This is a genomic window from Streptosporangium sp. NPDC051022, assembly GCF_040683035.1.
Lineage (GTDB): Bacteria > Actinomycetota > Actinomycetes > Streptosporangiales > Streptosporangiaceae > Streptosporangium.
Genome location: NZ_JBFBCF010000003.1, coordinates 63,257 through 87,225, shown reverse-complemented (window position 1 = coordinate 87,225; position 23,969 = coordinate 63,257). Strand labels below are relative to the sequence as shown.

The following is a 23,969-nucleotide window of genomic DNA, read 5'->3' as shown; positions in this document are numbered from 1 at the left end:
CCCTACTTCTTTCCGTAAATCTCCCCGAGCCTGTCTATCACGTATTGCTGATTTTTCTTATCGGACTTTCCGACAATTTCAATACCACCCCCAACCTGCCTATAATATATACGCGCACCTCTTTTGCCGCGCAGATAGGATATACCGTGCCCCAGGTACTTCGAATCTATTCCAGGCTTCGTGTTCCCTTCCATCAATTTCGAGAGCAGCGTATCCATCTCCCTCTTCACTTTCTCGTTGGTGATCGCCTTATTTGCCGCCTTCAAAAGAGCGGGGCTCTTCTCAAAGACAGACGTGACTCTTATGCAAAAATCTGTGTTGTGTACGAGAACGCTCTGGTTCCCGACAATCACGTAGTAGGTATGAATACCCTCTACGGTCAGATTGTAGACTCGCTGCTCCCGCTTCACGTATTCCTGAACAGAGAGCAACTCCAGCCGCTCCCCTTCAGCGGAGAGCAGATGCATTCCCGCGGTCAGCGAACCCGCGTCGACCCAGTCATTCTGATCGTCCTCCCAGACAGGATGCCCGTCCGTCGCCGTCATCCGGCCCACTTGGTCACCACCGCTGCCGTCCGTGTCGACACGGAGGCGCACAAGGCGCTTGGTGCCCTCACCAACGATCGAGGCCGTGACAGGCCGGCTCTCGGCCTTTCCGGTCGCGGGATCGGTCGCGACCACACGATCACCGGTCTCCACTTCCTCGATCGGCTTGGAAGAGCCGTCGGCCATAAGGATCCTGGTTCCCGGCAGGAAACTGTTACCGCAGGCCTTGTCAACCGCCCTGAGGCCCTTACCGAGAACAGCGAAGGTTTTACTTACTCCCCTAAGAGCTTTCAGCGTGCGACCGCTCGCCACATCGATCGCCAGCAACGCACACGAGGCGAAGTCACCCTTAAAGCAGTTCACCGCGTCTTCGATGAAGAAGTCGACGACCGCGTTGAGAGCAGCCATCAGGCCTTTACCGAGCTTCTCCCAGAACTTCTTCTCGACTAACGCACTCCATTCCTTCCCTGTGATTCCGAGCATGGTCGCCAGCCGCCCGCACACGTCGGCACCAAGGCCCTTCCCCACCTTGTTGACCGTGCAGCCTTGTACGAACCTCTGCATCATCAAAACTTCACCGGAAGCTTTGAACCACTGGTCGCACGCCCTATTTGAGTACTGCACGGCGCACTTCTTCCACATATTCTTACATTTAGCGCTATTAGGATCCGCCGCGCATGCATCTGCTCCTCCGCCAGCTGTCGGCAGCGCATTTCCGGCCGCTGGAGAGGCTTTGGGTATAGGCCTGCCGTTCGGCATTACGCCTATTCTTTCCGCCTCGCCATCGGAAAACAGCGGAGCCCATGCCCACAGCCCGAACTGAGCGTCATAGGTTCCCTGTGAATCAATGCAGCCGCACGGCTGGTCGGGCCACGCGTTGTACGGCTTCCCTGGAATGACCTCCAGCGATGCGAAGCCCCAGCTCGAATCGGTCGGCGCCAGGTAGTCGGCCAAGTTACCCGATGACTCCCAATCGGAGACTCCGCCTCCGCCGCTCTGACGTCCTCCGGTCTCGATGGTGATATGGCCGGTGGGGTCGACGTTGGCCAGTGGGGCGGCGTTGGCGTAGGTGTAACGGTTGGCCTGGACAGAAGGATCCGGGGTAAGGGTGGCGGTGTCGCGGGAGGTGAAGGCGCCGGTGCCGGGCTGATACCAGCGAGCGTCCATGTTGACCTTGCCGCTGTCCGGGTCGGTGTACTCTCCCTGGTAACCAAGCGCGCGCTGAGTGCCCGTACGCTGAATAACCTGACCGAACGGGTCGTATGCCATCGAGTCGACCAAGGCGGTGTCGGAGAAGGTACCGACCAGGTCGCCGTGCAGGTCGGTCATAGTCGCCAATGCGGGTGTGGCGCCTTCGTGCAAACTCAGCAGGCCGCCGAAGGGGTCGCGACCGTACGTGGCCAAGATGGCGCCTGTGCTGTTGGTGACGGTGGCGATGTCGTTGTCCAGCCCGGAATAGATGAAGCGCTGCTGGTCGGTGCCCTTGGTCCGGGAGATAACCCGGCCTAGGGCGTCATACCCGTAGGTGGCGTCGCCGTCGGAAATAAGCCGGTCGAAGGCGTCGAAGACCAGGTTGTTGGTGACGCCCGCCTTGGTCTCGGTGGCCAGGGTGCCGCGGGGGGTGTAGGTGTAGTCGGTACCGTCCCCCGACAGCAGACGGTTGCGTTCGTCGTAGGTGTAGGTCTTGCTTCCGGCCTTGGTGCGGTTGCCGGCGTCGTCCCATTCGTAAGCGGTGGTCGCGCCGCCGGGGGCGGTCCAGGAGGTCAGACGGCCGGCGTGATCATAGCCGTAGGTGTTGGTGCCGGCGCCCGCGGTGCCGACGGTGGTCTTGGTGGTGAGGTTGTCGTCCTTGTCCCACCCATAAGTGATCTTCGCGAGCTGGGTACCGCCGCCGCTCTTCAGCGTGTGAGAGGTGATCCTGTCGACCCCGTCGTAGGTGTAGGTCTGGGTGTTGGCCGTCCCGCTGGAGGTCTGGCTGGTGAGCCGACCGACGTCGTCGTAGCCGTAGGTCCAGGTGCGGCCGGTCACCGGATCACCAGCTGTTTTCAGCTGGCTGGCGTCGTCGTAGGTGTAGTTCGCGGTGCCGGTCGGATCGACGCGCTGGGTGGTGTTGCCGAGGGCGTCGTAGGCGTAGGTGGCGACCTGGTTGGTGGCTTTGGAGACCTTGGTCGGCAGGCTGCGGTCGTTGTAGTCCAGGGTGTAGTCACCGATCGCGGTGGTACGGCCTGCCTGGTCGTAGGCGTAGGTGCGGTCGGGGGTGGTCACCGAGGCTCCGGTGCCGGTCTGTTTGACCATCTGGCCGAGCGGGTCGAACTCCCGGTCGATGCGCACTCCGCCGGGCTGGAGCGTGGCCACGGGGTTACCGGCCGCGTCATAGAGAGCGGTCCAGGTGCGGTCGGGGACGGCCGGGTGGGCGGTGGTGGCCGGTTCGGTGACAGCTTCGGCCAGGCCGAGACTGTTGTAGGTGGTCCAGGTGGCGTTGCCACGGCCGTCGGTCAGGCGGGTGCGGGCGCCGGTGGCGTCGTAGCCGAGCGTGGTGGTGATCGACTTGCTGGCGGAGACCGGCTCGATCAGCGAGGTCACCCGGTTCAGGGCGTCGAAGTCGCGGCGGGTGACGCGGCCCTCCCCGGAGGTGGTGCTGGTCTGGTTACCGGCCGGGTCGTAACCGAACCCGACCGTACGGACGGTCGTGGTACTGCTGCCGACCTTCTCGAGGTCTCTGATCGTGATCTTGCGCCCGGCCAGGTCGTAGTCGGTTTCGGTGGCGTTGCCCAGCGCGTCGGTTGACTTGGCCACACGGCCGAGGATGTCGTAGCCGACGGTGCTGGTCCTGGTGAGCGGATCGGTGGTCGCGGTCACCTCTCCGGCGGCATTGACGGTGTAGGTGGTGATCTTGTTGCCCGGTGCGACGGTTTTGGTGAGGTTACCCGCCGTGTCGTAGGTCAGCGCGGTGGTGTAGGCGGCGGTGGTCGGTGTGCGCTCGATCTCTGTCTGGGTGATCTGGCGGCCGAGGTCGTCGTAGGTGGCCTCGCTGCGGGCACCTGTCGGATCGACCGTGGCCAATGTCTCGCCCAGCAGGTCGTATTCCGATGTCCACACTCCCCCCGGCCCGGACGGGCCGGGATCTGTCCTACGTACTGGATTGCCGAGAGCGTCGTAGTCGGTCTTGGTGACGTATCCGCGTTCGTCGGTGATCTGGGTCCCGCGGCCCGCCGCGTCATAAGTGAAGCTGACCTTCGGAACGAGGGCGCTGCCACCCGGCGGCGTATAGGAAGGCCGAGTAGCAGAGGTCAGGCGGCCGATCTTGTCGAAGGCCGAGACAACGGTCCGCCCCTCCGCGTCCACGGTGTGGGTGCGCAGGCCCACGGTGTCGTAGCCGTACTTCACCGTAGGCCGACCGTCGGCGGCCGAGCCATTCTTGTCGACTTTCACCTGTGGGGCCTTCGTCTCCACCAGTTGTCCGGCCAGGTCGTAGCGCAGAGTTGTGGTGAAGTCGGCGGCGGTGGCGCCGGTGGCGTTGCCCCGCGGGTCGATGGTGGCGGTCAGCAAGCCGCGGTCGTCGTAGGTGCTGGTGGTCACCAGGTCGTCGGTGCCGTTCTCGACCGTCTGCCGGGTCACCTGGTCCAGCGCGTTGTAGACGTAGTCGGTGAACTCCGTCCGGGTGGTTCCCGCGCCGCTGAAGGTCTCGCGGGTGACGTTGCCGGCGGCGTCGTAGGTGAAGGCGGTCTTACGCTTGAGTGTGGCCGGGTCGAACGTGGTCGAGGTCGTGCGGCCGGCGGCGTCGTAGACGTAGTCGGTGGTGGCCTTGCCCCCGCCGATGATCCGCTTGGTGAGGTTGCCCGCCGCGTCGTAGGTGTTGTCGGCCAGCACCACGTCGGTGGCGGTGGTGGAGCCGTTCAGCCGGACGTCGTCGGCGATGGTCTGCGACAGGCGGTCGTCGGTGAAGTAGGTGTAGGTGGTCTTGCGGCCCATCGCGTCGACCCGGCTGGCCAGGCGGCCCGCCGGGTCGTAGGCGTTGGACTCCAGCACCTTGTCCTGGGGGGCCTGCGGGTTGACCGGGCTGCCGGTCCAGTTCTTCAGCGTCGTGGTGGCCGGCTCGCCGCGCTCGGTGTAGGCGAAGGCGGTCACCGTACCGAGCGGATCGGTTTCCGAGATCTGGGCGCCCGTGGTGTCCCAGGCAGTGCGGGTCACCCCGCCCTCGGGATCGGTGACGGTCTCGACGCGACCGTGGGTGTCGTAGGTGTAGGTGGTGGTGCGCGCCGGATCCCCGCCGGTCAGGTCCGTGACGGTCTCGGTGAGCTTGTTGCCGTCGGCGTTGTAGGTGTAGGTCGTCTTGGCGGTGTGGGTGACGCCGGTGACCTCGTTCTCCACCTCGGGATCGGTCCGGGTCAGCACCTGCCCGAGCCCGTTGTAGGTGAACGTGGTGGTGATCCCGGCGGGGTTGGCCTGGGAGATCTCCTTACGGGAGACCACCCGGCCGACCGCGTCGTAGGTGAACGCGGTGACCAGGCCGGACGGGCTGGTCTGCTCGGCCACGTCCCCGGCTGCGGTGTAGCGGTAGGTGGTCTCGTTGCCCTTGGCGTCCTTGCTGGACTTGCGCAGGCCCGCCGAGGTGGTGCCGCCGCCGACCGCGGGTTCGGTGCCGTCGGTGTAGGTGATGGTCGCCGAGCGGCCGGAGGGGAAGTCGGAGGTGGCCGGGGTGGTCACCTTGGACACATCGCCCTTGGTGGTGTACTCCCACTTCGTGGCGTAGGTGTTGTCGGTGGCGCCGGTTGAACGGGCGTCCCGGCTGGCGGTCATCTGGTCGTTGCGCGGGTCGAACTCGTCGCCGCTGTTGAGGTAGTACGCCTGATAGGTGGTCTGGCAGTTCCCTGCCGCCCGGCAGGTCTTGACCTTGGTGACGTTGCCCCGCTCGTCGCTGACCTGCTCGACCGCGTTGCCGTTGGGGTCGGTGGTCTTGGCCAGGAAGCCCGTGCTGTCGTACTCGTAGGAGGTGACGGAGGTGATGGGGGTGCGCTGGTCTTTCCGGCTGATGAGCCGGTCGTTGCGCCAGGAGTCGTGAACGTACTCCTGGGATTTGCCGTTGGGGTCGGTCACGGTGATCGTGGTCCGCTCGCTGTCGTAGTCCAGCTCACCGCTGTCGCTGTAGACAGGGGCGCCGAGGGTCCAGGTACCGCCGTGCTGGTCAGTGTGGGTGGCGACCCGGCTGTTGGCCGGGTCGTAGGTGGTGGACATCCACTCCCGCCCGGACGGCAGCGTGATCTTGCTCAGCTTGTAAGGCGCCTCGGCACGGGCGGCGTAGTGCGCGCTGATCTGGGCGGGGGTGAGCACGCGATCGTAGACGGCGACCTCGTCGATGAGACCCTTGAACCCGAACTCCGCGGGGACGGAGCGTCCACTGGGGGCGCCGGGCAGATACGAATCGGCGCTGCCGCTGCCGATCATACTGATCGGCATCCACTCGCTCTCCTCGGCACCCAGATTGACCGAACCCGCCGCGGCGCCGTCGACGTACAGCTTGGTGACGCTGCTGTCAGCCGTGATCACCGCGTGGTGCCACTGACCGTCGTTGACGACCTGCGAAGAGGTGACCGGGGTGTACGGCCCGATGAGGGGGAACTGCAGTTGGCCGCGCAGCTTACCGTCGACACCGACGTAGAGACCGGGAATCCCGTAGGCGAGAATGCTGGGGTACCAGACGCTGGAGCTACCGGACCAGAAGATGAATCCCGAGTTGGTCGTCTTGAACCACGACTCAATCGATATGTTCTTGCCCAGTCTGGGGAACGTACCGTCAACGTTGGCCCAGGAGGTGGTACCGCTGCCCTGGAAGTTGGCCGAGGCGTTCGTGGTGCCCGTCAGCGCACCGGGCTTGCCGGTCTGCACCCCGGAGGTCCCAGAAGGGAGGTAAGCGCCTCCCGACAGTGCCGTTTCATCGGGGAAGTAGCTGTAGGAAGCACCGCTCATCAAACGGCTCTCACCCATTCGCCAGTACCCCAGAGGCCGGTCCTGCAGGACGCTCTCCCGATAGGTGGACCCCGTAGCGTAGGTGTAGGTGGTGCAGTTCGGAGCCGCCAGCGGGGAGCAGGCCTGGCTCAGGCGCTGGCCGTCATAGACGTAGGTCCAGGTCAGCGGCTGCCCTCCGACCGGGTCGGTGGCCACGGACGTGACGTGGTCGCCTGTCCACGTGAAGGCGAGCGACCGGCCGCCGGCCGCGGTGACCGTGGCCAGTTTGCCGTTGGTGCCGTAGGTCAAGTCCTGTGTCCGGCCGCGGTTGTCCGTCACCTTCGTCAGACGGCCTTGCGCGTCAAAGGTGTAGACGGTCGACGACTTGTCCATCAGTTTCCAGCCGCCGCCGGTGACGGTGGTCAGTGTGGCCTGGATGCCGGGTGGGGACTGGAAACTGGTGACACCCGCCGCGGTGCTTTTGGTGGCGAAGCGAAGCTCACGACCGTCGGGATATGTCACCAGCAGTGTCTGTGGAGTGCCCGTCTCGGGCTGGATCTTCATGTCGAAGCGGGTCGACCAGCCGACGCCGAACATCCCGGTGGTGCGCACGTCCAGGCTGTTGTAGGAGCGGGTGACCGACAGCGGCGGCCCTGAGGTCGCCACCGAGGCATCGGTGACGCTGGTGGTGTAGTTACCCGCGAGCTGATGGAACTCCTGGCCGTCGGCTCCCAGGGTGGCGAGTTTTGAGCCCACCACCGACTGACGCACACCCGTGACGAAGGTCAGGTTCGAGACCGTGCCGGTTTCCAGGGTGGCGGCGTCGCGGACGGTGGCCTCCCAGGTGTAGCGCTTTCCCCACTTCAGGAACCCGGCGGGCACCGTCCACCACGGACTGGTCCACCACAACCAGCCGGACTGCTGGCACAGGCCAACGGTGCCGTTGTCGGACAGAGCGCAGACCTTGTAGGAGTACTCGAGCTCCGCGGAACCGTCCCCGGTGTTGTAACCGTCGACACGCAACTGCGGAGTAAGGGTGTCGATCTGTTCCTGGTCCTCAGGGTAGTAGCCCTCGATCCACATGCCGCTCAACGCCGCGGCGTTGCGCTCCTGCGGCGAAAGCATGCCTGATCTGGGCTTTTTCGGTGACGACCGGGTAATCCTCTTCTCGATCCGACCGAAGTCTCTGACATCGAGCGTCGGTGCATCTTTGGGCCGCTTCAGCTCACCCGTCGAGTTTTTTCCGCCTCCGGCGGCCGCACGGGTCCGGGTGGCATCGGCGTCCACCAGGTGTGGCAGCCCCACAGTCGGCCCGGAAAGCTGGTCGGGTGTGTCAGGCGGCTGCGCAGAAAGAGAAAAACGCGCCGCCGCGACTGCGGGAAAGGCATTCATCTGCAGCAGGCCCGGAAGCGCCGCGAGCATCACAAGGAACACCCAGCGAACTGAATTCGGCCATGACGAATTACGGCGCAAAGCAGCCACCCTCCGAGCCATTCAAAGCAGAAGTCAACACCTGGCGCCACCTCACGGAAGTTCCCAATCCGTCATGGAAACGAGCAGGTCGCACGAGGCGCGCCGGACACAAACGAACGAAATGTATACATCGATCGTCATCCCGGACAAGATCTTCGCAAGAAACAAATGAATAAACTCTTCCGCCACACATCGGGAACACTGGATTCTCACATACGTGATCACCCGTCGTAGTTGACCAAGAATCGCAACCGCTTCAAAATTCTTGCCATTCGGCACGGTTGACAGGCAGCAAGCCAGGGAAGCAAATGACCCCAGAGGGTCGACACCTTTAAGTGACTCCATGAAAACCGTGCGTGATGCCAGTCGACCTCACGCGTCGTTTTTCGATCGTCACGAAACGAAAGGTTCACCCACATCCCGTGATAGAGAAGGCGAACGAGTCGTCGTTTCGGGAGAGAAGCGGGGAACACTCTCCCCGGTGAGGAACCAGAGGCGGAGGTCAGCCGAGGGTGCTCTGGGCGATCAGGGTGAGGGCTGAGATTGCGGCCACGACGAGGATCGCGGTTCTGATGCGCCCGGCGTCGAGGAAGCGGCGCAGCGGTCTGGAGATCAGGAATCCCGCGACCACGAAGGGGATCAGCAGCGCGCCGAAGGTCAGCGCATGGGCCGGGAACCTGTCGAGGGCGGCCAGGATGATCATGGATTGTACGGCGCTGAGCAGGAAGAACATCGCCAGGGTGGCCCTGATCTGGGGGCCCTTGGCGTTCTGGTAGACCAGGGCCATGGGCGGGCCGCCGACGCCGGTCGCGGTGCCGGTGATGCCGGAGACGAAGCCCGCCCCCGTGATCGTCCGGCCGTTGCGTGGCACGCTCACCGCCCACACGGTCAGGCCGACCGCGGCAAGCACCATCACTCCGACCAGGAGTCCCAAGGACCGCTTGGAGACGTAGAGGACGACCAGGCCTCCCAGGAAACTGCCCGGAAGCCTGCCGAGGACGGCGAATCCGACTCCGCGCCAGTCGATCAGGCGCCATTCGGCCGCCAGGGTGAACAGCGGCAGCGTGGCGTTGACGACCTGTACGGCCCCCGGCATGGCCCCGGGATTGAGCATCGTGACCATGGGCACCGCCATGAGCCCCAGCCCGAACCCGACCGATCCCTGCACGATCGCCCCCAGGAGGACGGCCGTGCCCACCATGATCAGAGTGAGGAGTTCGCCGGTCATGCCAAGACCGTAGGGCCTGCTCCCCCTGGGGGCGATCGAATATCACCGCGCTGCCGGAGGGACGACCGGAAGGGTTCACCGGCTTGAGCACCGCTCATCGGCGCCGACCCGCCCCGCTTCACCGCTCGCCGTACCGGCGCTGTAGAAGATCCCGAGCGTAGGGGGCGGGGAACGCGGAGAGGCGCGCGTAGGGAGACGGGACGCGGGGAGGGAAACGAGAAACCGGGAACGCGGGAAAGGGACGGGGAGGAAAGGAGGAGGGGGCGCCGGGTTAGTGGCGGAGGAGGGACTCCAGTCTGTTCACGCGAGTGGAGACCGAGGGGTGGGTGGACAGCCAGGAGAAGCGGGCGGGGCGGCAGGCGACCAGGCCGAGGGCCGGGATGCGGGAGGCGCGCAGGTCGGTGCTGGGGATGGCGTCGCGGTTGTGGACCTTGAGCAGGGCGGAGGCCAGCAGCGCGGGCTGGCCGAGCTGTACGGCCGCGCCATGGTCGGCCGCCAGCTCCCGATAGCGGCTGAGCGCGCGCAAGGGCAGCTGGGCCAGGGCTCCGACCAACGCGGCGAAGGCGCCGAGAATCACGATCACGGCGCCGATGAGGCCCGCCTCCAGCAGCTCGCCCGGGGCGTTCAGGACGGCCCGTCCGGTGCTCCGCCCGATCCAGGCCAGCGCGATGGCGAACGAACTGGCCAGTGTCATCACCGCGACGTCGCGGTGGCGGATGTGCGCGATCTCGTGCGCCAGCACCGCGGTGAGCTCGTCGGGTTCGAGTGTGCGCAGCAGCCCGGTGGTGACGACCACGGTGGTGTGCCGGGGGGAGCGGCCGACCGTGAAGGCGTTCGGGACGGGGTCGAGGCTGACGGCGACCCGCGGCTTGGGCAGGTCGTTGAGCGCGCAGAGCCGGTCGAGTACCGCGTGCAGTTCCGGTTCCCGCTGGGCGTCGACGAACCTCGCCCCCGCCGCCCGCCTGGCGAGCCACTCGGTGCCGAACCATTGGACGGCGACCGTCAGAGCCGCCAGGACCGCGACAACCGGCCAGGGAAAGCCGATCGAGAGGGCGGCGGCCACCGGGATCGCGTAGACCACGCCGAGCAGCGCCATCGAGACGAACATCCGGACGTGCAGGCCGTGAGGGGTGTGGCTGTGCATGCTTCTCCTTCCAGCCACGTCGACGTAGCTGGAAGGTCTCCCCTGGCCCGCGAGTGCGCGGACCCTGCCTGACCGGGCGAAAGCCGTATTGACGACCAGGCAGCGTGAGGGTACTCCCCTTCCCCGTTAGGGGAATTGTCCCGGCATTTCACTCGGGAGACAACAAGTTTCTGGATATCCCTCGGGGAATGACATTCTTCCGCCGAAGAAACACCACCCAGAGCTGAAAGACGGAGCGCGAAAGCTGGAGAACGGAAGACGGGCGGGCCCCGTGGGGTCCCGCCCGCTCGAATCCGTCCATGACCCTGGTCCAGGGTGCGGCTCCGCTTGCGCTCCTCCGTGACCGTGGTCCGGCCCTGTTTCCGGCCTCCGGCTTTCGAGAACGGGGAGCCGGAGACCTACGAGCGGGAACCAGAGGCCGGGAGCCGAGGAGCGGAAGCCATGCTCCGGCCCACGGTTCACCGGCCGGAGTCCCGGTCCACGGCCCGCCCTGCCGCGACCCGGGATTCCGGTCAACCTCCCGGCCTGCCCGTCGTCCGGATCTCCCGGCCAACGCCCCGGCCTGCCGTGATCCGGGAGCCCGGTCAAGGCTCCGGCCCGTCGGCGGCCGGGTCCGCGGCCTTCGGCCTCTCAGCTCTTGGCGAGCAGGGAGCGCAGGACGTACTGCATGATGCCGCCGTGGCGGTAGTAGTCGGCCTCTCCCGGGGTGTCGATGCGCACGACCGCCTGGAACTCCTTGTCGTCCGCCCTGACCGTGACGGTCTGCGGGATGCCGCCGCCGTTGAGCTCCTCGACACCGGTGATCTCGAAGGTCTCCTCGCCGGTCAGGCCCAGCGACCCGGCCGTCTCGCCCTCGGGGAACTGCAGCGGCAGCACGCCCATGCCGATGAGGTTGGAGCGGTGGATGCGCTCGTAGGACTCGGCGATGACGGCGCGGACGCCGAGCAGCGCGGTGCCCTTGGCCGCCCAGTCGCGGGAGGAGCCGGAGCCGTACTCCTTGCCGGCCAGGACGACGAGCGGGGTGCCCGCGGCCTGGTAGTTGGCGGAGGCGTCGTAGATGAAGGACTGCGGGCCGCCCTCAAGGGTGAAGTCGCGGGTGTAGCCGCCCTCCACACCGTCGAGCAGCAGGTTCTTCAGCCGGATGTTGGCGAAAGTGCCGCGGATCATCACCTCGTGGTTGCCCCGGCGGGAGCCGTAGGAGTTGAAGTCCTTGACCTCGACGCCGTTGGCCTTGAGGTAGTCGGCGGCCGGGGTACCGACCTTGATGGACCCGGCCGGCGAGATGTGGTCGGTGGTGACCGAGTCGCCCAGCTTGGCCAGAACCCGCGCGCCCGCGATGTCGGTGACGGGGCTCGGCTCGGAGGGCATGCCGTCGAAGTAGGGGGCCTTGCGGACGTAGGTCGAGGCCGGGTCCCACTCGAAGGTGTCACCGGTCGGGATCGGCAGCGACTGCCACGTCTCGTCGCCCTTGAACACGTCCGCGTAGTCGCGCAGGAACATGTCCTGGTCGATCGAGGACGCCACGACCGCGGAGACCTCCTCCGCCGAGGGCCAGATGTCGGCGAGGAACACCGGCTCGCCGTCGGTGCCGGTGCCCAGCGGCTCGTTGTTCAGGTCGATGTCCATGGTGCCCGCGAGGGCGTAGGCGACGACCAGCGGCGGCGAGGCCAGGTAGTTCATCTTGACGTCGGGGTTGATCCGGCCCTCGAAGTTACGGTTGCCGGACAGCACCGCGGTGACCGCGAGGTCGTTGGTCTGGATGGCGGAGGAGATCTCCTCCTGCAGCGGGCCGGAGTTGCCGATGCAGGTGGTGCAGCCGTAGCCGACCAGGTTGAAACCGATCTTGTCGAGGTACGGCTGCAGGCCGGAGCGCTCGAAGTAACCGGTGACGACCTGCGAGCCGGGGGCGAGCGAGGTCTTGACCCACGGCTTGCGGGTCAGGCCCTTCTCGACCGCGTTCCTGGCCAGCAGGGCGGCGCCCATCATGACGTAGGGGTTGGAGGTGTTGGTGCAGCTGGTGATGGCCGCGATCGTCACCACGCCGTGGTCGATCTCGAAGCTCGTGCCGTCGGCCAGCGTGACCTGGACCGGCCTGTTGGGACGGTCGCCGTTGAGACCGGCGGCGTGCGGCAGGTCCTCGGTGCCGTCGTGAGCGATGGCCGGGGAGTCGGAGGCGGGGAACGACTCGTCGGAGGCCTCGTCCACCGGGCCCAGGTCGCTCGGGGCGTAGTCCTTGACGGCCGCGCGCCAGGCCCGCTTGGCGTCCGACAGCGCGATGCGGTCCTGCGGGCGCTTGGGACCGGCGATCGACGGGACGACCGTGGCCAGGTCCAGCTCGATGTACTCGGAGAAGACCGGCTCCTCGGCCGACGGGTCCAGCCACAGGCCCTGGGCCTTGGCGTAGGCCTCCACGAGCGCGACCTGCTCCTCCGAGCGGCCGGTGAGCCGCAGGTAGCCGATCGTCTCGCCGTCGATCGGGAAGATGGCGCAGGTCGAGCCGAACTCGGGGCTCATGTTGCCGATCGTGGCCCGGTTGGCCAGCGGCACGCTGGAGACGCCCTCGCCGTAGAACTCCACGAACTTGCCGACGACGCCGTGCTTGCGCAGCATCTCGGTGATCACGAGCACCAGGTCGGTCGCGGTGGCGCCGGCGGGGAGCTTGCCGGTCAGCTTGAAGCCGACCACGCGCGGGATCAGCATGGAGATCGGCTGGCCGAGCATCGCGGCCTCGGCCTCGATGCCGCCGACGCCCCAGCCGAGGACGCCGATGCCGTTCTCCATGGTGGTGTGGGAGTCGGTGCCGACGCAGGTGTCCGGGTAGGCCTTGCCGTCGCGGATCATCACGACGCGGGCGAGGTGCTCGATGTTCACCTGGTGCACGATGCCGGTGCCCGGCGGGACGACCTTGAACTCGTCGAACGCGGTCTGGCCCCAGCGCAGGAACTGGTAGCGCTCGCGGTTGCGCTCGTACTCCCGGTCGACGTTGCGCTGGAAGGAGTCGGATCCGCCGAAGAAGTCGACGATGACCGAGTGGTCGATGACCATCTCGGCGGGCGCGAGCGGGTTGATCCTGGCGGGGTCGCCGCCGAGGTCGCGTACGGCCTCGCGCATGGTGGCCAGGTCCACGACGCAGGGCACGCCGGTGAAGTCCTGCATGATCACACGGGCCGGGGTGAACTGGATCTCCACGCTGGGCGCGGCACCGGGGTCCCACTGGCCGAGGGCACGGATGTGGTCGGCGGTGATGTTGGCGCCGTCCTCGGTGCGGAGCAGGTTCTCCAAGAGGATCTTCAGGCTGTACGGGAGGCGTCCCGACCCCTCGACGGCGTCCAGCCGGTAGATCTCATATGCCGCGTCTCCGACGCGGAGCGTGTCACGGCTGCCGAAGCTGTTCGCAGACACGGTTCGCCTCCCTTAGTCACCCGGGGTTATCTGACGCACCCACACATAAAGGGCGCAACTGAATCCTGCCGCACCGCCGGAGTGCACCATTCGGTTAGGTATGCCTAACCAGCGACCCCTCACAGGTTGCAGCGGTTGTCTCGATATCAAGATATCGCGGCATATATCTCGACATCAAGTTACTTGTCGGTACACTCAGGTCTGCACGAGCCTGAAGTACAGCAGGCCGACGACGATGACGGAGAGGAGCGGGGCGAGGAACTTCTGCTCGAAGGCACGCCCCGTCTTGATCCCGATCTTCCACGGCAACAGCCAGCGCTGCCGCATCGGCCACAGCACCGGGCATCCCTGCTCCGTACAGCAGTCTCCGACGACGTGCACCAGGCAGCCGACCGCGACCGCCACCCCCAGCCACGCGTACCCCACGTTGTCGCTGCGGAACACCAGGAACAGTGCGGCCGTCAGGCCGATGTTGACCATCGCCGAGGCGAACTTCTTGCCCGGCACGCCGATGCCGATGGCCCGCAGCGCCAGGCCGATGAGCAGCACGACCAGGATGTCCCGGCCGATCGGATAGGTGTTGGCCAGGTAGTGGGCGCCGAACCCGGTGGCCACCGCGAACAGCAGTGAGTGGGTGGCGTGCCGGTGGCCTCCGCTCAGCCACGCGACGGCCTTGCTGAGCCCCCAGGTGATGGGACCGAAGGTCTGGGCGATCGTCGCGCTCGGATGGTCCAGGTCCGGCAGCATCGCGGCCCCCGCGCAGACCAGCGTCCCGGCGACGAACTCGGCCGGGGTGAGCGCGTTCACCATGACGCCGGTCTCTATGAACCTGGAGGATTCCGTGAGCAACGGCAGGGCGGCCAGTGTGGGCGCCACCCCGAGCCAGGCCACCGCCCCCGTCAGCGCGTGCGTGTGCCCCATCATCGGCCAAACACTCCCATCAAGATCACTTTGGTCGACTGTACGGCAAAGCCCACCCCAAGCGGAGAATCACGCCATTTTCCATCATCGGCGTGTCGGCGGGAAGGAACACGGGGTGAGGGAAGGGGCGCCGGGGTGAAACGTACGCCTGTTCCCGGGCCCGCCGGAGGTGTTTCGCGACACTCCCCCACGTCGCCGGACCACACACCGCCGGTACGGCGGCACACCCACACCGTGTTCGCGGTACTTCGCGGCGCCGTGCCACCCGATGTCATGGCCGGGAACGTTCACGGTCACGTCCACCGGGCGGGGCACCGCTCATCGGCGCCGGTTCACCCCGCTCCACCGCCCGCCGTACCGGCGCCCTGAGAACCACGAACAAGGTGAGGGCGAACGGTCACGAGAACCGTGAAGGCGAACGGCGGGCACCCCGGAACCGGAGGTGCACGTGGGCACCGCACCGGCCCGGGAGATCATGCCCCCGCGGGCACACCCCACAACGCCGGGTCAGTCACGCACCAGCCCATGAACGGCATCCCACGACGCCGACACAGCCACACACCACACCCACGGACGCACCCCACGACGCCGACATAGCCACACCTACGGCATCCACACCACCGATGCACCACACCCACGGACGCACCCCATGACGCCGATACGGCCACACACCACACCCACGGCATCCACACCACCGATGCACCACTCCCATGGACACACACCATGGCGCCGGTACGGCGAGCGGTGACGCCGACCTGCCTGGCGCCGATGAACGGCGCGCACCTCGGTGGGCGTTCTCCCGGTGGACGTTCCCGGTCGGCGTACCCCGGGGCGTTCCCGGCCAAGGGCGTGGAGGACGACGCCCCCTCTCCCCGCGGGCGGTCCACTTCCCGGCTACTCCCCTGTGGCTCTTTCTCCCGGCCGGAGTCGCCAGGCGTCGTCCCGTGCCCATGGAGGCCGCCCGGTGTTCCCGTCGTCGGACGGCCCGTAGGTCCATCTCCGGGAGCGTCTGTCGCTCCGGTCGTCGAAGCGGCCGGATGCCCGGCCTCGAGGCTGCCTGGCACTCCAGTCGCCGGACGGTTCATACGCCCGGTTCCGGGACCGCCTGCCACCCCGGCCATCGGAAGGTTCGTACGCCCGGTTCCGCGAACGTCTACCGGCCCGGCCGTAGGACGGCTCATCCACCTGACCCCGCGACCGCCTGCCGCCCCAGCCATCCGGCTGCTCATACCCTCGGCTCCGCGACCGCCTGCCGCCCCGGTCGCCGGACGGTTCGTACTCCTGGTTCCGCGACCGCCTGCCGCCCAAGCCGTCGGAAGGCTCATATCCCTGGTTCCGCGACCGCCTGCCGTTCCAGCCGTCGGACCACCCGGACATCCACTCTCGAGACCTTCTGCCGCCCCACCCCTCGGACGACTCGTCCGCCCGGTTCCGGGAGCGTCTGCCGGCGCCCTCTTCGGACCCCCTCGAACCGGATCCCGCGGACCTCCTGGACCACCGGCCGCCACCACGCCCGGCATCCGCCTTCGGCCACCGAGTCCGCCAGCTGCCGGAGCGCCTCGCGCCCGCCTCCCCGCGCCGCCCGGCGGCTCCTTTGCCCCTGTAGCGCTTGCCGGTCGAGTCCGGGCGGCCGAACGTCCAGCCCCCGCCTCGCCTGCCCGCCGACGTCCCCGCCCGTTTGGCCGTCCAGTTCGTGGCATGGTCGGCCGTCGGCTTCGCGTGCTGGTTCGAGTGCTGGACGGCGCCGACCGCCGCCGTTCCCACGATCACGGCCAGCAGGCCGGTTCGCACCATGCTCATCCGAGTCCACCCCCGTTGATTGATCTTCAGGGGGCAGATCTCTACAAACGCTTCTCTACCCGGATCAACGAGTCGGCTAACGACCGGACGCGAACACCCTCGGGCCATTCGTCCAGGTCACAGGCTACGGAGACGGTGCCATGGCCGATCCGCGGGCCGCTCGCCTCCCCGGCGAGGCGGCGAGGCGGCGAGGCGGCGAGGCGGCGGAGCACGAACGGCGAAGGGGCAAAGATCAGGAACGTGGGATCAGGCCGGCGACCGGGGCCGGTCACGCGGTCCCCCAGCGGCGCCCGGAAGGCGCCACGAATGCCCCGGGAATGCTTTGGGAATGCCTCGCGAAGGCGCCCGGGGGATCCCGGGGAGGCGTCGGGACACCGTCGGGACACCGTCGCGACGGCGGTCGGCCGCCTCCGGCGTCCCGGCGGCGGCCCGGCGGCGCTCCGACTGGAAAGGGCGGCCCGCCGGAAAATCTCCGGCGGACCGCCCTCACACTTCAGAAAACGACAGACGGGACCGTTCCGCGCCGAAAGCACCCCCCAGCCCTTCCGGCACGGAACGAATCCCGTCTATGTCCTTTGTAACGTGTAGGTCTCAGGAGTTGTTCCGGATTCCGCCGAGAATTACGTGATCTACCTCACTTTTTCGCTGAGCGGCGGCGAGCTCACCTTCCGTGACGGTTACCAGGAAGGGAACGACGGGTAACGCGGCCAGTACAGCGAAGATCGCGAAGGCCGTCCTCAGGCCCGCCACCTCGGCGAACAGCCCCGCCACACCGGCGCCGACGGGAAGGGTCCCCCAGCTCAGCAGACGCGAGGCCGCGCCGTACCTTCCCAGCAGCCGGTCGGGGACGATCAGCTGCGCCAGGGTGCGGCTGTTGACCGTCCAGAGCGTGCCGCCCATGCCTCCCGCGAACGCCGCCACCCCGACCGCCCACGCCTCGGGGAGCGCCGCCGGGACGGCCATCATGAGGATCGTGCCGACGAGGTCGGCGAAGAGCGCCCACCGGATGCCCAGCAGCCGGTTGGCCGCGCCGACGAGTACCGCGCCGAGCAGGCCGCCCACGCCGATCGAGCCGAGCAGCAGGCCGTACCCCGCCGGACCGAGGTGGAGGGTCCGGACGGCGTAGGAGGGCAGCAGCGCCAGCCAGGCGCTCCAGCAGGCCACCAGCACCGCGATGGTCAGCGACATCGTGCGCAGCAGGCGCCGCCGCCACAGGAAGGCCAGTCCCTCCACCAGTTCGGCCCGCGTCCCGCCCCGCTCGCGTCGCGGCGCCGCGCCCCCGGAGGGAACCGTCCCCCTGAAAGAGGCCGTCTCCCCGGCTGCCTTCCTGGCTGTCCCCTCGGCCGCCCCCTCGGCCGTCTCCCCGGCCGGGTGCGCGCGGAAGCGGCCCGCGAGCAGGGCCAGCAGCACCGCCCCCAGCGCGAAGGCCCCGGCCGAGGATCCCAGGGCGAGTGCCGCGCCGACGCCGACCAGCAGGCCCCCCACGGCCGGGCCGGCGAACTCGTTGGCGACGGTCTCGGCGCCCGCGATCCAGGCGTTGACCCGGCCGAGCCGCCCCCTCGGCACGGCGGCCGGGATCAGGGCGCCGACCGCCGAGTTCGCCACCACCTCGGCCAGGCCGATGAGGACTCCCGCCAGGTAGAGCAGCGGCAGGGACAGCCTGTCCGCCGCGACGGCCGCCAGCAGGACCAGCGTGACCGCGAGCCTGACCAGGTTGGCCAGGGCCGCCAGCCGTCTGCGGTCGCCCCGGTCGACCAGCACGCCCACGTGGAGCGAGGCCAGCAGCCACGGCAGCGTCAGGGCCAGCCCGACCCCGGCGACCAGGCCGGGCGAGTCGGTCAGGCCGACGGCGAGCAGGGGAAGCGCGATCTTGGTCACCCCGTCGGCGAGGTTGGTCGCCGCCGTGAACCCGATCAGCACCGCCTCGTTCCGCCGCGTCCCGCGCGCCGTCCGGGCAGCCCACCTCTCCCGTGCCGTCGTCCGCACCGCCCTGCCCTCCCGTTTCCGCGCGACCGATCACCGTAACCACCTAAACACTTTAGAAGGTTACACCCCGACCGGCCACCCCTTGCCGGGCGGGCGGGAACGAATCGAGGGTTGTCACTAGAATGTTCTCGATATATCTTTGAAGCATCGAAAGCGATCGAAAGACGATCGTGACGAAGGGGGTACTCACATGTCTTCGACGAACGCGATGGGCGGCGGCTGGGCCGGCGCCAACCCGCACGAGATCCGGCGCGAGGTGAAGCGCGCCGCCAAGGACGCCCTCAGGAGCATGGCCAGCGGCTGGCACCACGGCGGGCAGGGCCCGCACGGGCCGCACGGCGTGCACGACCGCGATCCCCACGAGTTCGGTCCCCGCGAGCACCGGCACAGGGAGCGCAGGGAGCGCCGCGGCGGACCGTTCCCCGGCCCCTTCCCCTGGGACTTCGGCAGGGGCGGCCCGTTCGGGCGCGGGGGCCCGTTCGGCGGGGGCGGCCCGTTCGGGCGCGGACGCAAGGCGAAGCGGGGCGACGTCCGCGCGGCGATCCTTGCGCTCCTCTCCGAGGAGCCGCGCAACGGCTACCAGATCATCCAGGAGATCGCCCAGCGCAGCCAGGGAGGCTGGAAGCCCAGCCCCGGCGCGGTCTACCCGGCGCTGCAGCAGCTCACCGACGAGGGCCTGGTCCTGGCCGAGGAGAACGACGGACGCAAGTCCTTCCAACTCACCGAGGCGGGCCGCGCCTACGTGGCCGAGCACTCCGAGGAGTTGCGCGCCCCGTGGGAGGAGATGACCCCCGACGTCGGCGAGAGCTCCTGGGAATTGATGGATCTGGCCCGGCAGTCAGGCGTCGCTCTGTTCCAGGTGCTTCAGAATGGCAGTGAGGCGCAGATCCGGCAGGCCAGGCAGATCATGATCGAGACGCGCCGCAAGCTCTACCAGATCCTGGCAGACGGCGATCCCGGCGAGGAGTGATCCCACGATGACGTTTCCCGACGATCTCCGCATCGGAGACGCCGAGCGTGACGCCGCCATGGCCGCCCTGCGCGAGCACTACGCGCAGGGCAGGCTCACCCATGAGGAGCTCGACGAGCGCCTCGAACTGGTCCTGTCCGCGCGCACCGGCCGCGATCTGGCGCCGGCCTTCGCGGACCTCCCCGACCTGTACGGCTCCCGCGCCGACGCCGGCGACCACCACGCGGCCATGGACGGCGAGGAGGAGTACGGGGAGCGGTGGGACCACCACCCGTGGGCCGGCCGGAGCCGGTCCGGGGAGCGTCGCGAGGCGCGCAGGCGCCACCGGCACGGCCCGAGATGGGCGCACGGGGGATGGCCTCCGCCGCCGCCGCCCCTGCGGCTCGACCCCGCGATGACGCGGCAGCTCGCGGCATGGCAGCAGACCGCGGCGATGCGTCGCCGCCACGCGGGCCACAGGCACGGCCCCGGCCCCTTCCCGATCCTGATCATGCTGGCCGTCCTGGCGGCGATCACCGGGTTCGGATTCCTCAAGTTCCTCCTGATCGCCGGACTGGTGCTGGCCGTGGCGAAGATGCTCCACCGCAAGCACGAACAGCACCACCGGATGCATCAGGCCCGGCGGATAGGCCACCCGGGCGCCTTCTAGAAGGGGCCCGAAGGGGCCGGCTGAAACGGCCAAGCGGCCCTGTCCGGGCGGAGACCTCGAAGGCGGCCCGGACAGGAGCCTCGGCCGGCGGCGAAGGGGTGAACCACCTGGCGTACGGCGTTGCGGCACGGACGTACGGCGTGCCGGAGAAGGGCGAACGGGGCGAGTGAAACCGCCTGCCGGACGGAGTTCAGGCGAGCGACTCCCGCAGCCGCCGCATCTCCCCGGCTATCCGGTCGAGCGTCCAGTGGGCGTTCAGCCCGCTGGGGTTGGGCAGCACCCACACGGCCGTCTCGCCGATCCGGGCCTCCTGGGGGCCGACGGTCGCTTTCGGTCGCCCGAACGCCGTCCGGTAGGCGGTCACCCCGGCCACCGCGAGCACCCGGGGCCCGGCCTCCGCAACCAGGTTCGCCAGCCGTACTCCGCCCTCCCGGAACTCCTCGGGGGACAGCTCCGCCGCCTGCGCGGTGGCCCGCGCGACCACATTGGTGATACCGAGCCCGTAGGAGGGCAGCTCCCATTGCTCCGCAGGGGCGAGCAACCGGGGAGTGAAGCCGGAACGGTACAGCGCGGGCCAGAAGCGGTTGCCCGGCCTGGCGAAGTGGTGACCGGTCACCGCGGAGTACAGGCCCGGGTTGATCTCGCAGAACAGCACCTCCAGCGACGGCCCGAGCACGTCGTCGATGGTCAGGCCGGACGCCGCCTCGAGTTCGGCCCGGGTCGGCCGCGCGGCGCCCGTCTCCCGCACCACCGGGTCCTCCTGTCCAGCCGTACGCGCCTGGCTCGGTCGCCGCACCGGTCCTCCTCCCACGCCGAAAGACGACGCCTCCCGGCAAGACCGGCTCCGCCGGGGGCACCCGGGGGCACAGGGTGAACCTAGCCCATCTCCTCCAGCCTGCGTCCCTTGGTCTCGCGCACCTTGAACCACACGAAGGCGAAGGACAGCGCGGCGAAGAAGGCGTAGCCCACGTAGGCGCCCGACAGGCTCCACTGGGCCAGGGACGGGAAGGAGACGGTGATCAGCCAGTTCGCCACCCACTGGGCGGCGGCGGCCACGGACAGCGCGGCGGCCCTGATCCGGTTGGGGAACATCTCGCCCAGCAGCACCCACACCACGACGCCCCACGACAGCGCGAAGAACAGCACGAACACGTGGGCGGCGACCAGGGCGACGGTGCCCTGCATCGACGGCAGCCGCACGCCCTCCGCGGTGGGGATGCCCGCGTTGAACGCCCACGCGGCCACGGCGAGCGCGACCGTCATGCCCGCGGAGCCGATCATCAGCAGCGGCCTGCGGCCGATCCGGTCGACCAGCGCGATCGCGATGAACGTGCCGACGATGTTGATGATCGAGGTGGAGAAGCTGATCAGCAGCGAGTCGCTCTGGTTGATGCCGACCGACTGCCACAGCGACGCCGAGTAGTAGAAGATGACGTTGATGCCCACGAACTGCTGGAAGACCGACAGCAGGATGCCGATCCAGACGATCGGCAGCAGCCCGAGCGCCGGGCCGCGCAGGTCGCTCATCCGCGGCCGGTGCTCCATGCGCAGCGAGTTCTGGATGTCCGTCAGCCGATCCTCCAGGTCGGCCTGGTCGCCCTCGACCTCCTTGAGCACCCGGCGCGCCATCTCCGTCCTGCCGACCGCGACGAGGAACCGCGGCGACTCGGGGATGATCGTCGAGAAGAGCAGGTAGAGCAGCGCGGGCACCACGCAGGCGCCGAGCATCCACTGCCAGGCTTCCAGGCCGAGCAGCTGGTTGTTGACGTCTCCCCCGGCCAGTTGCGCGATCGCGAAGTTGATCAGCTGGGAGACCGCGATGCCGAGCACGATCGCGAGCTGCTGGAAGGATCCCAGGCGTCCCCGGTAGGCGGGCGGTGCGACCTCGGCGATGTAGGCGGGGCCGATCACCGAGGCCATGCCGATGCCGACGCCGGCCAGCACCCGCCACAGGGCCAGATCCCAGATCGCGAACGGCAGCGCCTGGCCGATGGAGCTGACCGCGAACAGGAGCGCGGCCACCTGCATCGTCCGGGTGCGTCCCCAATGGTCGGCGATGCGCCCGGCGATCCACGCGCCGATCGCCGAACCCAGCAGCGCGATCGCGACGACGAACCCGATCTGGACCGGTCCAACGTGGAAGTGTTTCTGGATGCCGGTGACCGCACCGTTGATGACGGCGCTGTCGTAGCCGAAGAGAAAACCGCCGATCGCGGCCGCGGCGGCGATGAAGACGACGTGCCCCAGGTTCTCTTTCGAAGTGCCCGAAGGGGTGGTACCGACCATGACAGTCCTTTCCCCGAAACACACAGGTATAACTGGGCCGCCCCCCGCGAGATCTCCCCGCTTCCGATCATGACGCCGACATCTACCCTGAACTGCGGAAACACAACCCTTGTTGCTACGTGGAGTGTCTCACGACGCCCTGTTGTTACCTCGCCGTGGCCTGCTGTTCACGGACCGTTGAACCACCGTCTCCGCCGCGGGCCGGCCGTACGTCGCCCTCGGCTCCGGATGTCACCTCCACCGCCCACGACGCAGTGCCCCCGGTGCCGGGCACCGGGGGCACTGCTCATCCCCTCACCGCGGGTCCGCGTTTCCGCGGGGAGAGGTATCACGTTCCTTCCCCGGAACGGTCCACATTCCCTCTCCCGGGCGGGACCGTCCCGTGAAGGGGGTGTGCGCTACCAGCGGAGGACCGCGGCCGCTCCGTCGAACTCGGCGAGCGCCTCGGCCGCCTCACCGTCCAGGATGATCACCTCGGCGTCGATGTCGAGAGCCCGCTCGATCATGCGCTCCCCCATCGTGGGTTCCCGCACGAACGTCTCCGGCGGCTCCCCCGGGGGGATCGTGTCCGGCGGGTAGAGCCGCCCGTCGAACGCACGGCCGCCGCCCCACTCGCGGGCCTCGTCCAGCAGCAGTTGGGCCACCCGGCTGTCGTTCAGCGCGCCGAGCGTCGCGTCCAGCCCCAGGGCGCCCTGCCCGCCGGACAGCCCGGCGTCCTTGGCGCGGTTCACCAGTCCGAGGCCGTGCCGGGTCCGGGCCGCCAGCAGCTGCGGCTCCACGTATTCGGCGAGCTTCGCCGGGGTCAGCGAGTCCACCACCGCGTCGACCTGGATGACGTCCCCGCTCACCAGCGGTGCCGTGATCTCGGTCAGCTGGACGTCGCCGAGCAGCACGATCGTCTGCCAGCCCCGGCTCTCGGCCTCCTCCGTTATCCGTGCGGCGGCGGTGCGCAGATGCCGGGTGAGGTTCTCCCCGACGCGGCGCTCGAACTTGTCGCGGTGTGTCGCGGCCTGCCGGGCGATCTCCGAGGTGGCGGGACCGCGCATCTGCTTCCAGTCCTCGGCGACGATCTCGAAGGGGGTCCTGCCGACGTCCTCGGCCAGGCCGTACCGGTAGTCGATCATGCGCATGCCGTCCCGGGAGAGCAGGACGAGGCCCGCGGGCGGTGCGGTCTCGACCGTGTTGACCAGCGGGCGCACGTAGGCGGTCGACTCCATCACGATCTGGTCGGCCACCGGCAGCTGGAAGGAGAAGGCCCGCACCTGGCCGTCGCCGACCGGGGCGAACATGACCCGGCCGAGGCCGGACTCGGACGGGTCGAGCAGCTGCCGGAAGTCCAGCTCCAGCTCCTCCAGCCGCTTGAGCACGGCCATCCGTCGCGTCCGGTCCGCCTCGGCCGTCACCTGTTCTCGCAGGTCGGACAGCTGGTTGCCGAAGCGGATCCGCCATGCGGGCCGTACCGACGCCTCCTCCTGGGGGGAGGCGGTCACATAGAACGACAGCACCCCCAGCCCGTCGTTCATGGAAACGACTTCCCGCAGAGCGGCACGATCGAATCGCTCGAACTCCATGACGTCCCCCCTGGTGGTCGAGTTCTCACCACATTAGGGAGCCGGACA

The 23,969-nt window shown here is 68.2% G+C and carries 12 protein-coding genes; 3 read left to right on the top strand and 9 right to left on the bottom strand.

Annotation, left to right across the window (positions count from 1 at the left end):
• Positions 1-2: 2 nt before the first annotated feature.
• The 5 genes from AB0N02_RS07105 to AB0N02_RS07085 form a co-directional block, all read right to left on the bottom strand.
• Positions 3-7,925, bottom strand: coding sequence for a polymorphic toxin-type HINT domain-containing protein (locus tag AB0N02_RS07105; protein WP_363943577.1), 7,923 nt, complete (start codon positions 7,923-7,925; stop codon positions 3-5).
• A 541-nt stretch (positions 7,926-8,466) separates the two neighbouring features.
• A complete protein-coding gene (locus AB0N02_RS07100; protein ID WP_363943575.1) occupies positions 8,467-9,192 on the bottom strand; it encodes a sulfite exporter TauE/SafE family protein in 726 nt (241 codons plus the stop codon).
• 271 nt (positions 9,193-9,463) lie between these two features.
• Entirely contained in the window at positions 9,464-10,336 is an 873-nt protein-coding gene (locus tag AB0N02_RS07095; RefSeq protein WP_363943573.1) for a M48 family metalloprotease, read from the bottom strand.
• A 630-nt stretch (positions 10,337-10,966) separates the two neighbouring features.
• Complete coding sequence (acnA, locus tag AB0N02_RS07090) at positions 10,967-13,738, bottom strand: aconitate hydratase AcnA (protein ID WP_363943571.1); 2,772 nt, start codon at positions 13,736-13,738, stop codon at positions 10,967-10,969.
• Between the two features lie 195 nt (positions 13,739-13,933).
• Positions 13,934-14,662: a metal-dependent hydrolase gene (locus tag AB0N02_RS07085; protein ID WP_363943570.1), complete on the bottom strand. Its 729-nt coding sequence runs from the start codon at positions 14,660-14,662 to the stop codon at positions 13,934-13,936.
• Between the two features lie 1,606 nt (positions 14,663-16,268).
• Between AB0N02_RS07085 and AB0N02_RS07080 the strand changes: the two genes are divergently transcribed.
• Entirely contained in the window at positions 16,269-16,478 is a 210-nt protein-coding gene (locus AB0N02_RS07080) for a hypothetical protein (protein ID WP_363943568.1), read from the top strand.
• 572 nt (positions 16,479-17,050) lie between these two features.
• Here the strand turns inward: AB0N02_RS07080 and AB0N02_RS07075 are convergent.
• A complete protein-coding gene (locus AB0N02_RS07075) occupies positions 17,051-18,379 on the bottom strand; it encodes an MFS transporter (RefSeq protein ID WP_363943566.1) in 1,329 nt (442 codons plus the stop codon).
• A gap of 256 nt (positions 18,380-18,635) precedes the next feature.
• Between AB0N02_RS07075 and AB0N02_RS07070 the strand changes: the two genes are divergently transcribed.
• Both AB0N02_RS07070 and AB0N02_RS07065 read left to right on the top strand, forming a co-directional pair.
• Positions 18,636-19,415 (top strand): PadR family transcriptional regulator, encoded by a 780-nt coding sequence (locus AB0N02_RS07070; RefSeq protein WP_363943564.1) that lies wholly within the window; start codon positions 18,636-18,638, stop codon positions 19,413-19,415.
• A 7-nt stretch (positions 19,416-19,422) separates the two neighbouring features.
• Positions 19,423-20,064, top strand: a complete 642-nt coding sequence (locus tag AB0N02_RS07065) for a DUF1707 domain-containing protein (RefSeq protein ID WP_363943563.1) — start codon at positions 19,423-19,425, stop codon at positions 20,062-20,064.
• 190 nt (positions 20,065-20,254) lie between these two features.
• On the opposite strand, the gene mug is transcribed toward AB0N02_RS07065, so the two are convergent.
• The 3 genes from mug to AB0N02_RS07050 all read right to left on the bottom strand — a co-directional run bounded on the left by mug (position 20,255) and on the right by AB0N02_RS07050 (position 23,921).
• Positions 20,255-20,812 (bottom strand): G/U mismatch-specific DNA glycosylase, encoded by a 558-nt coding sequence (mug, locus tag AB0N02_RS07060; protein WP_363944211.1) that lies wholly within the window; start codon positions 20,810-20,812, stop codon positions 20,255-20,257.
• A 128-nt stretch (positions 20,813-20,940) separates the two neighbouring features.
• The gene (locus tag AB0N02_RS07055; RefSeq protein WP_363943561.1) at positions 20,941-22,350 is read right to left on the bottom strand and encodes a sugar porter family MFS transporter; all 1,410 of its coding nucleotides are present in this window, start codon (positions 22,348-22,350) and stop codon (positions 20,941-20,943) included.
• 398 nt (positions 22,351-22,748) lie between these two features.
• Positions 22,749-23,921 carry a VLRF1 family aeRF1-type release factor gene (locus AB0N02_RS07050; RefSeq protein WP_363943559.1) on the bottom strand — a complete coding sequence of 391 codons (1,173 nt, stop codon included), beginning with the start codon at positions 23,919-23,921 and terminating at the stop codon, positions 22,749-22,751.
• Positions 23,922-23,969: the final 48 nt, after the last annotated feature.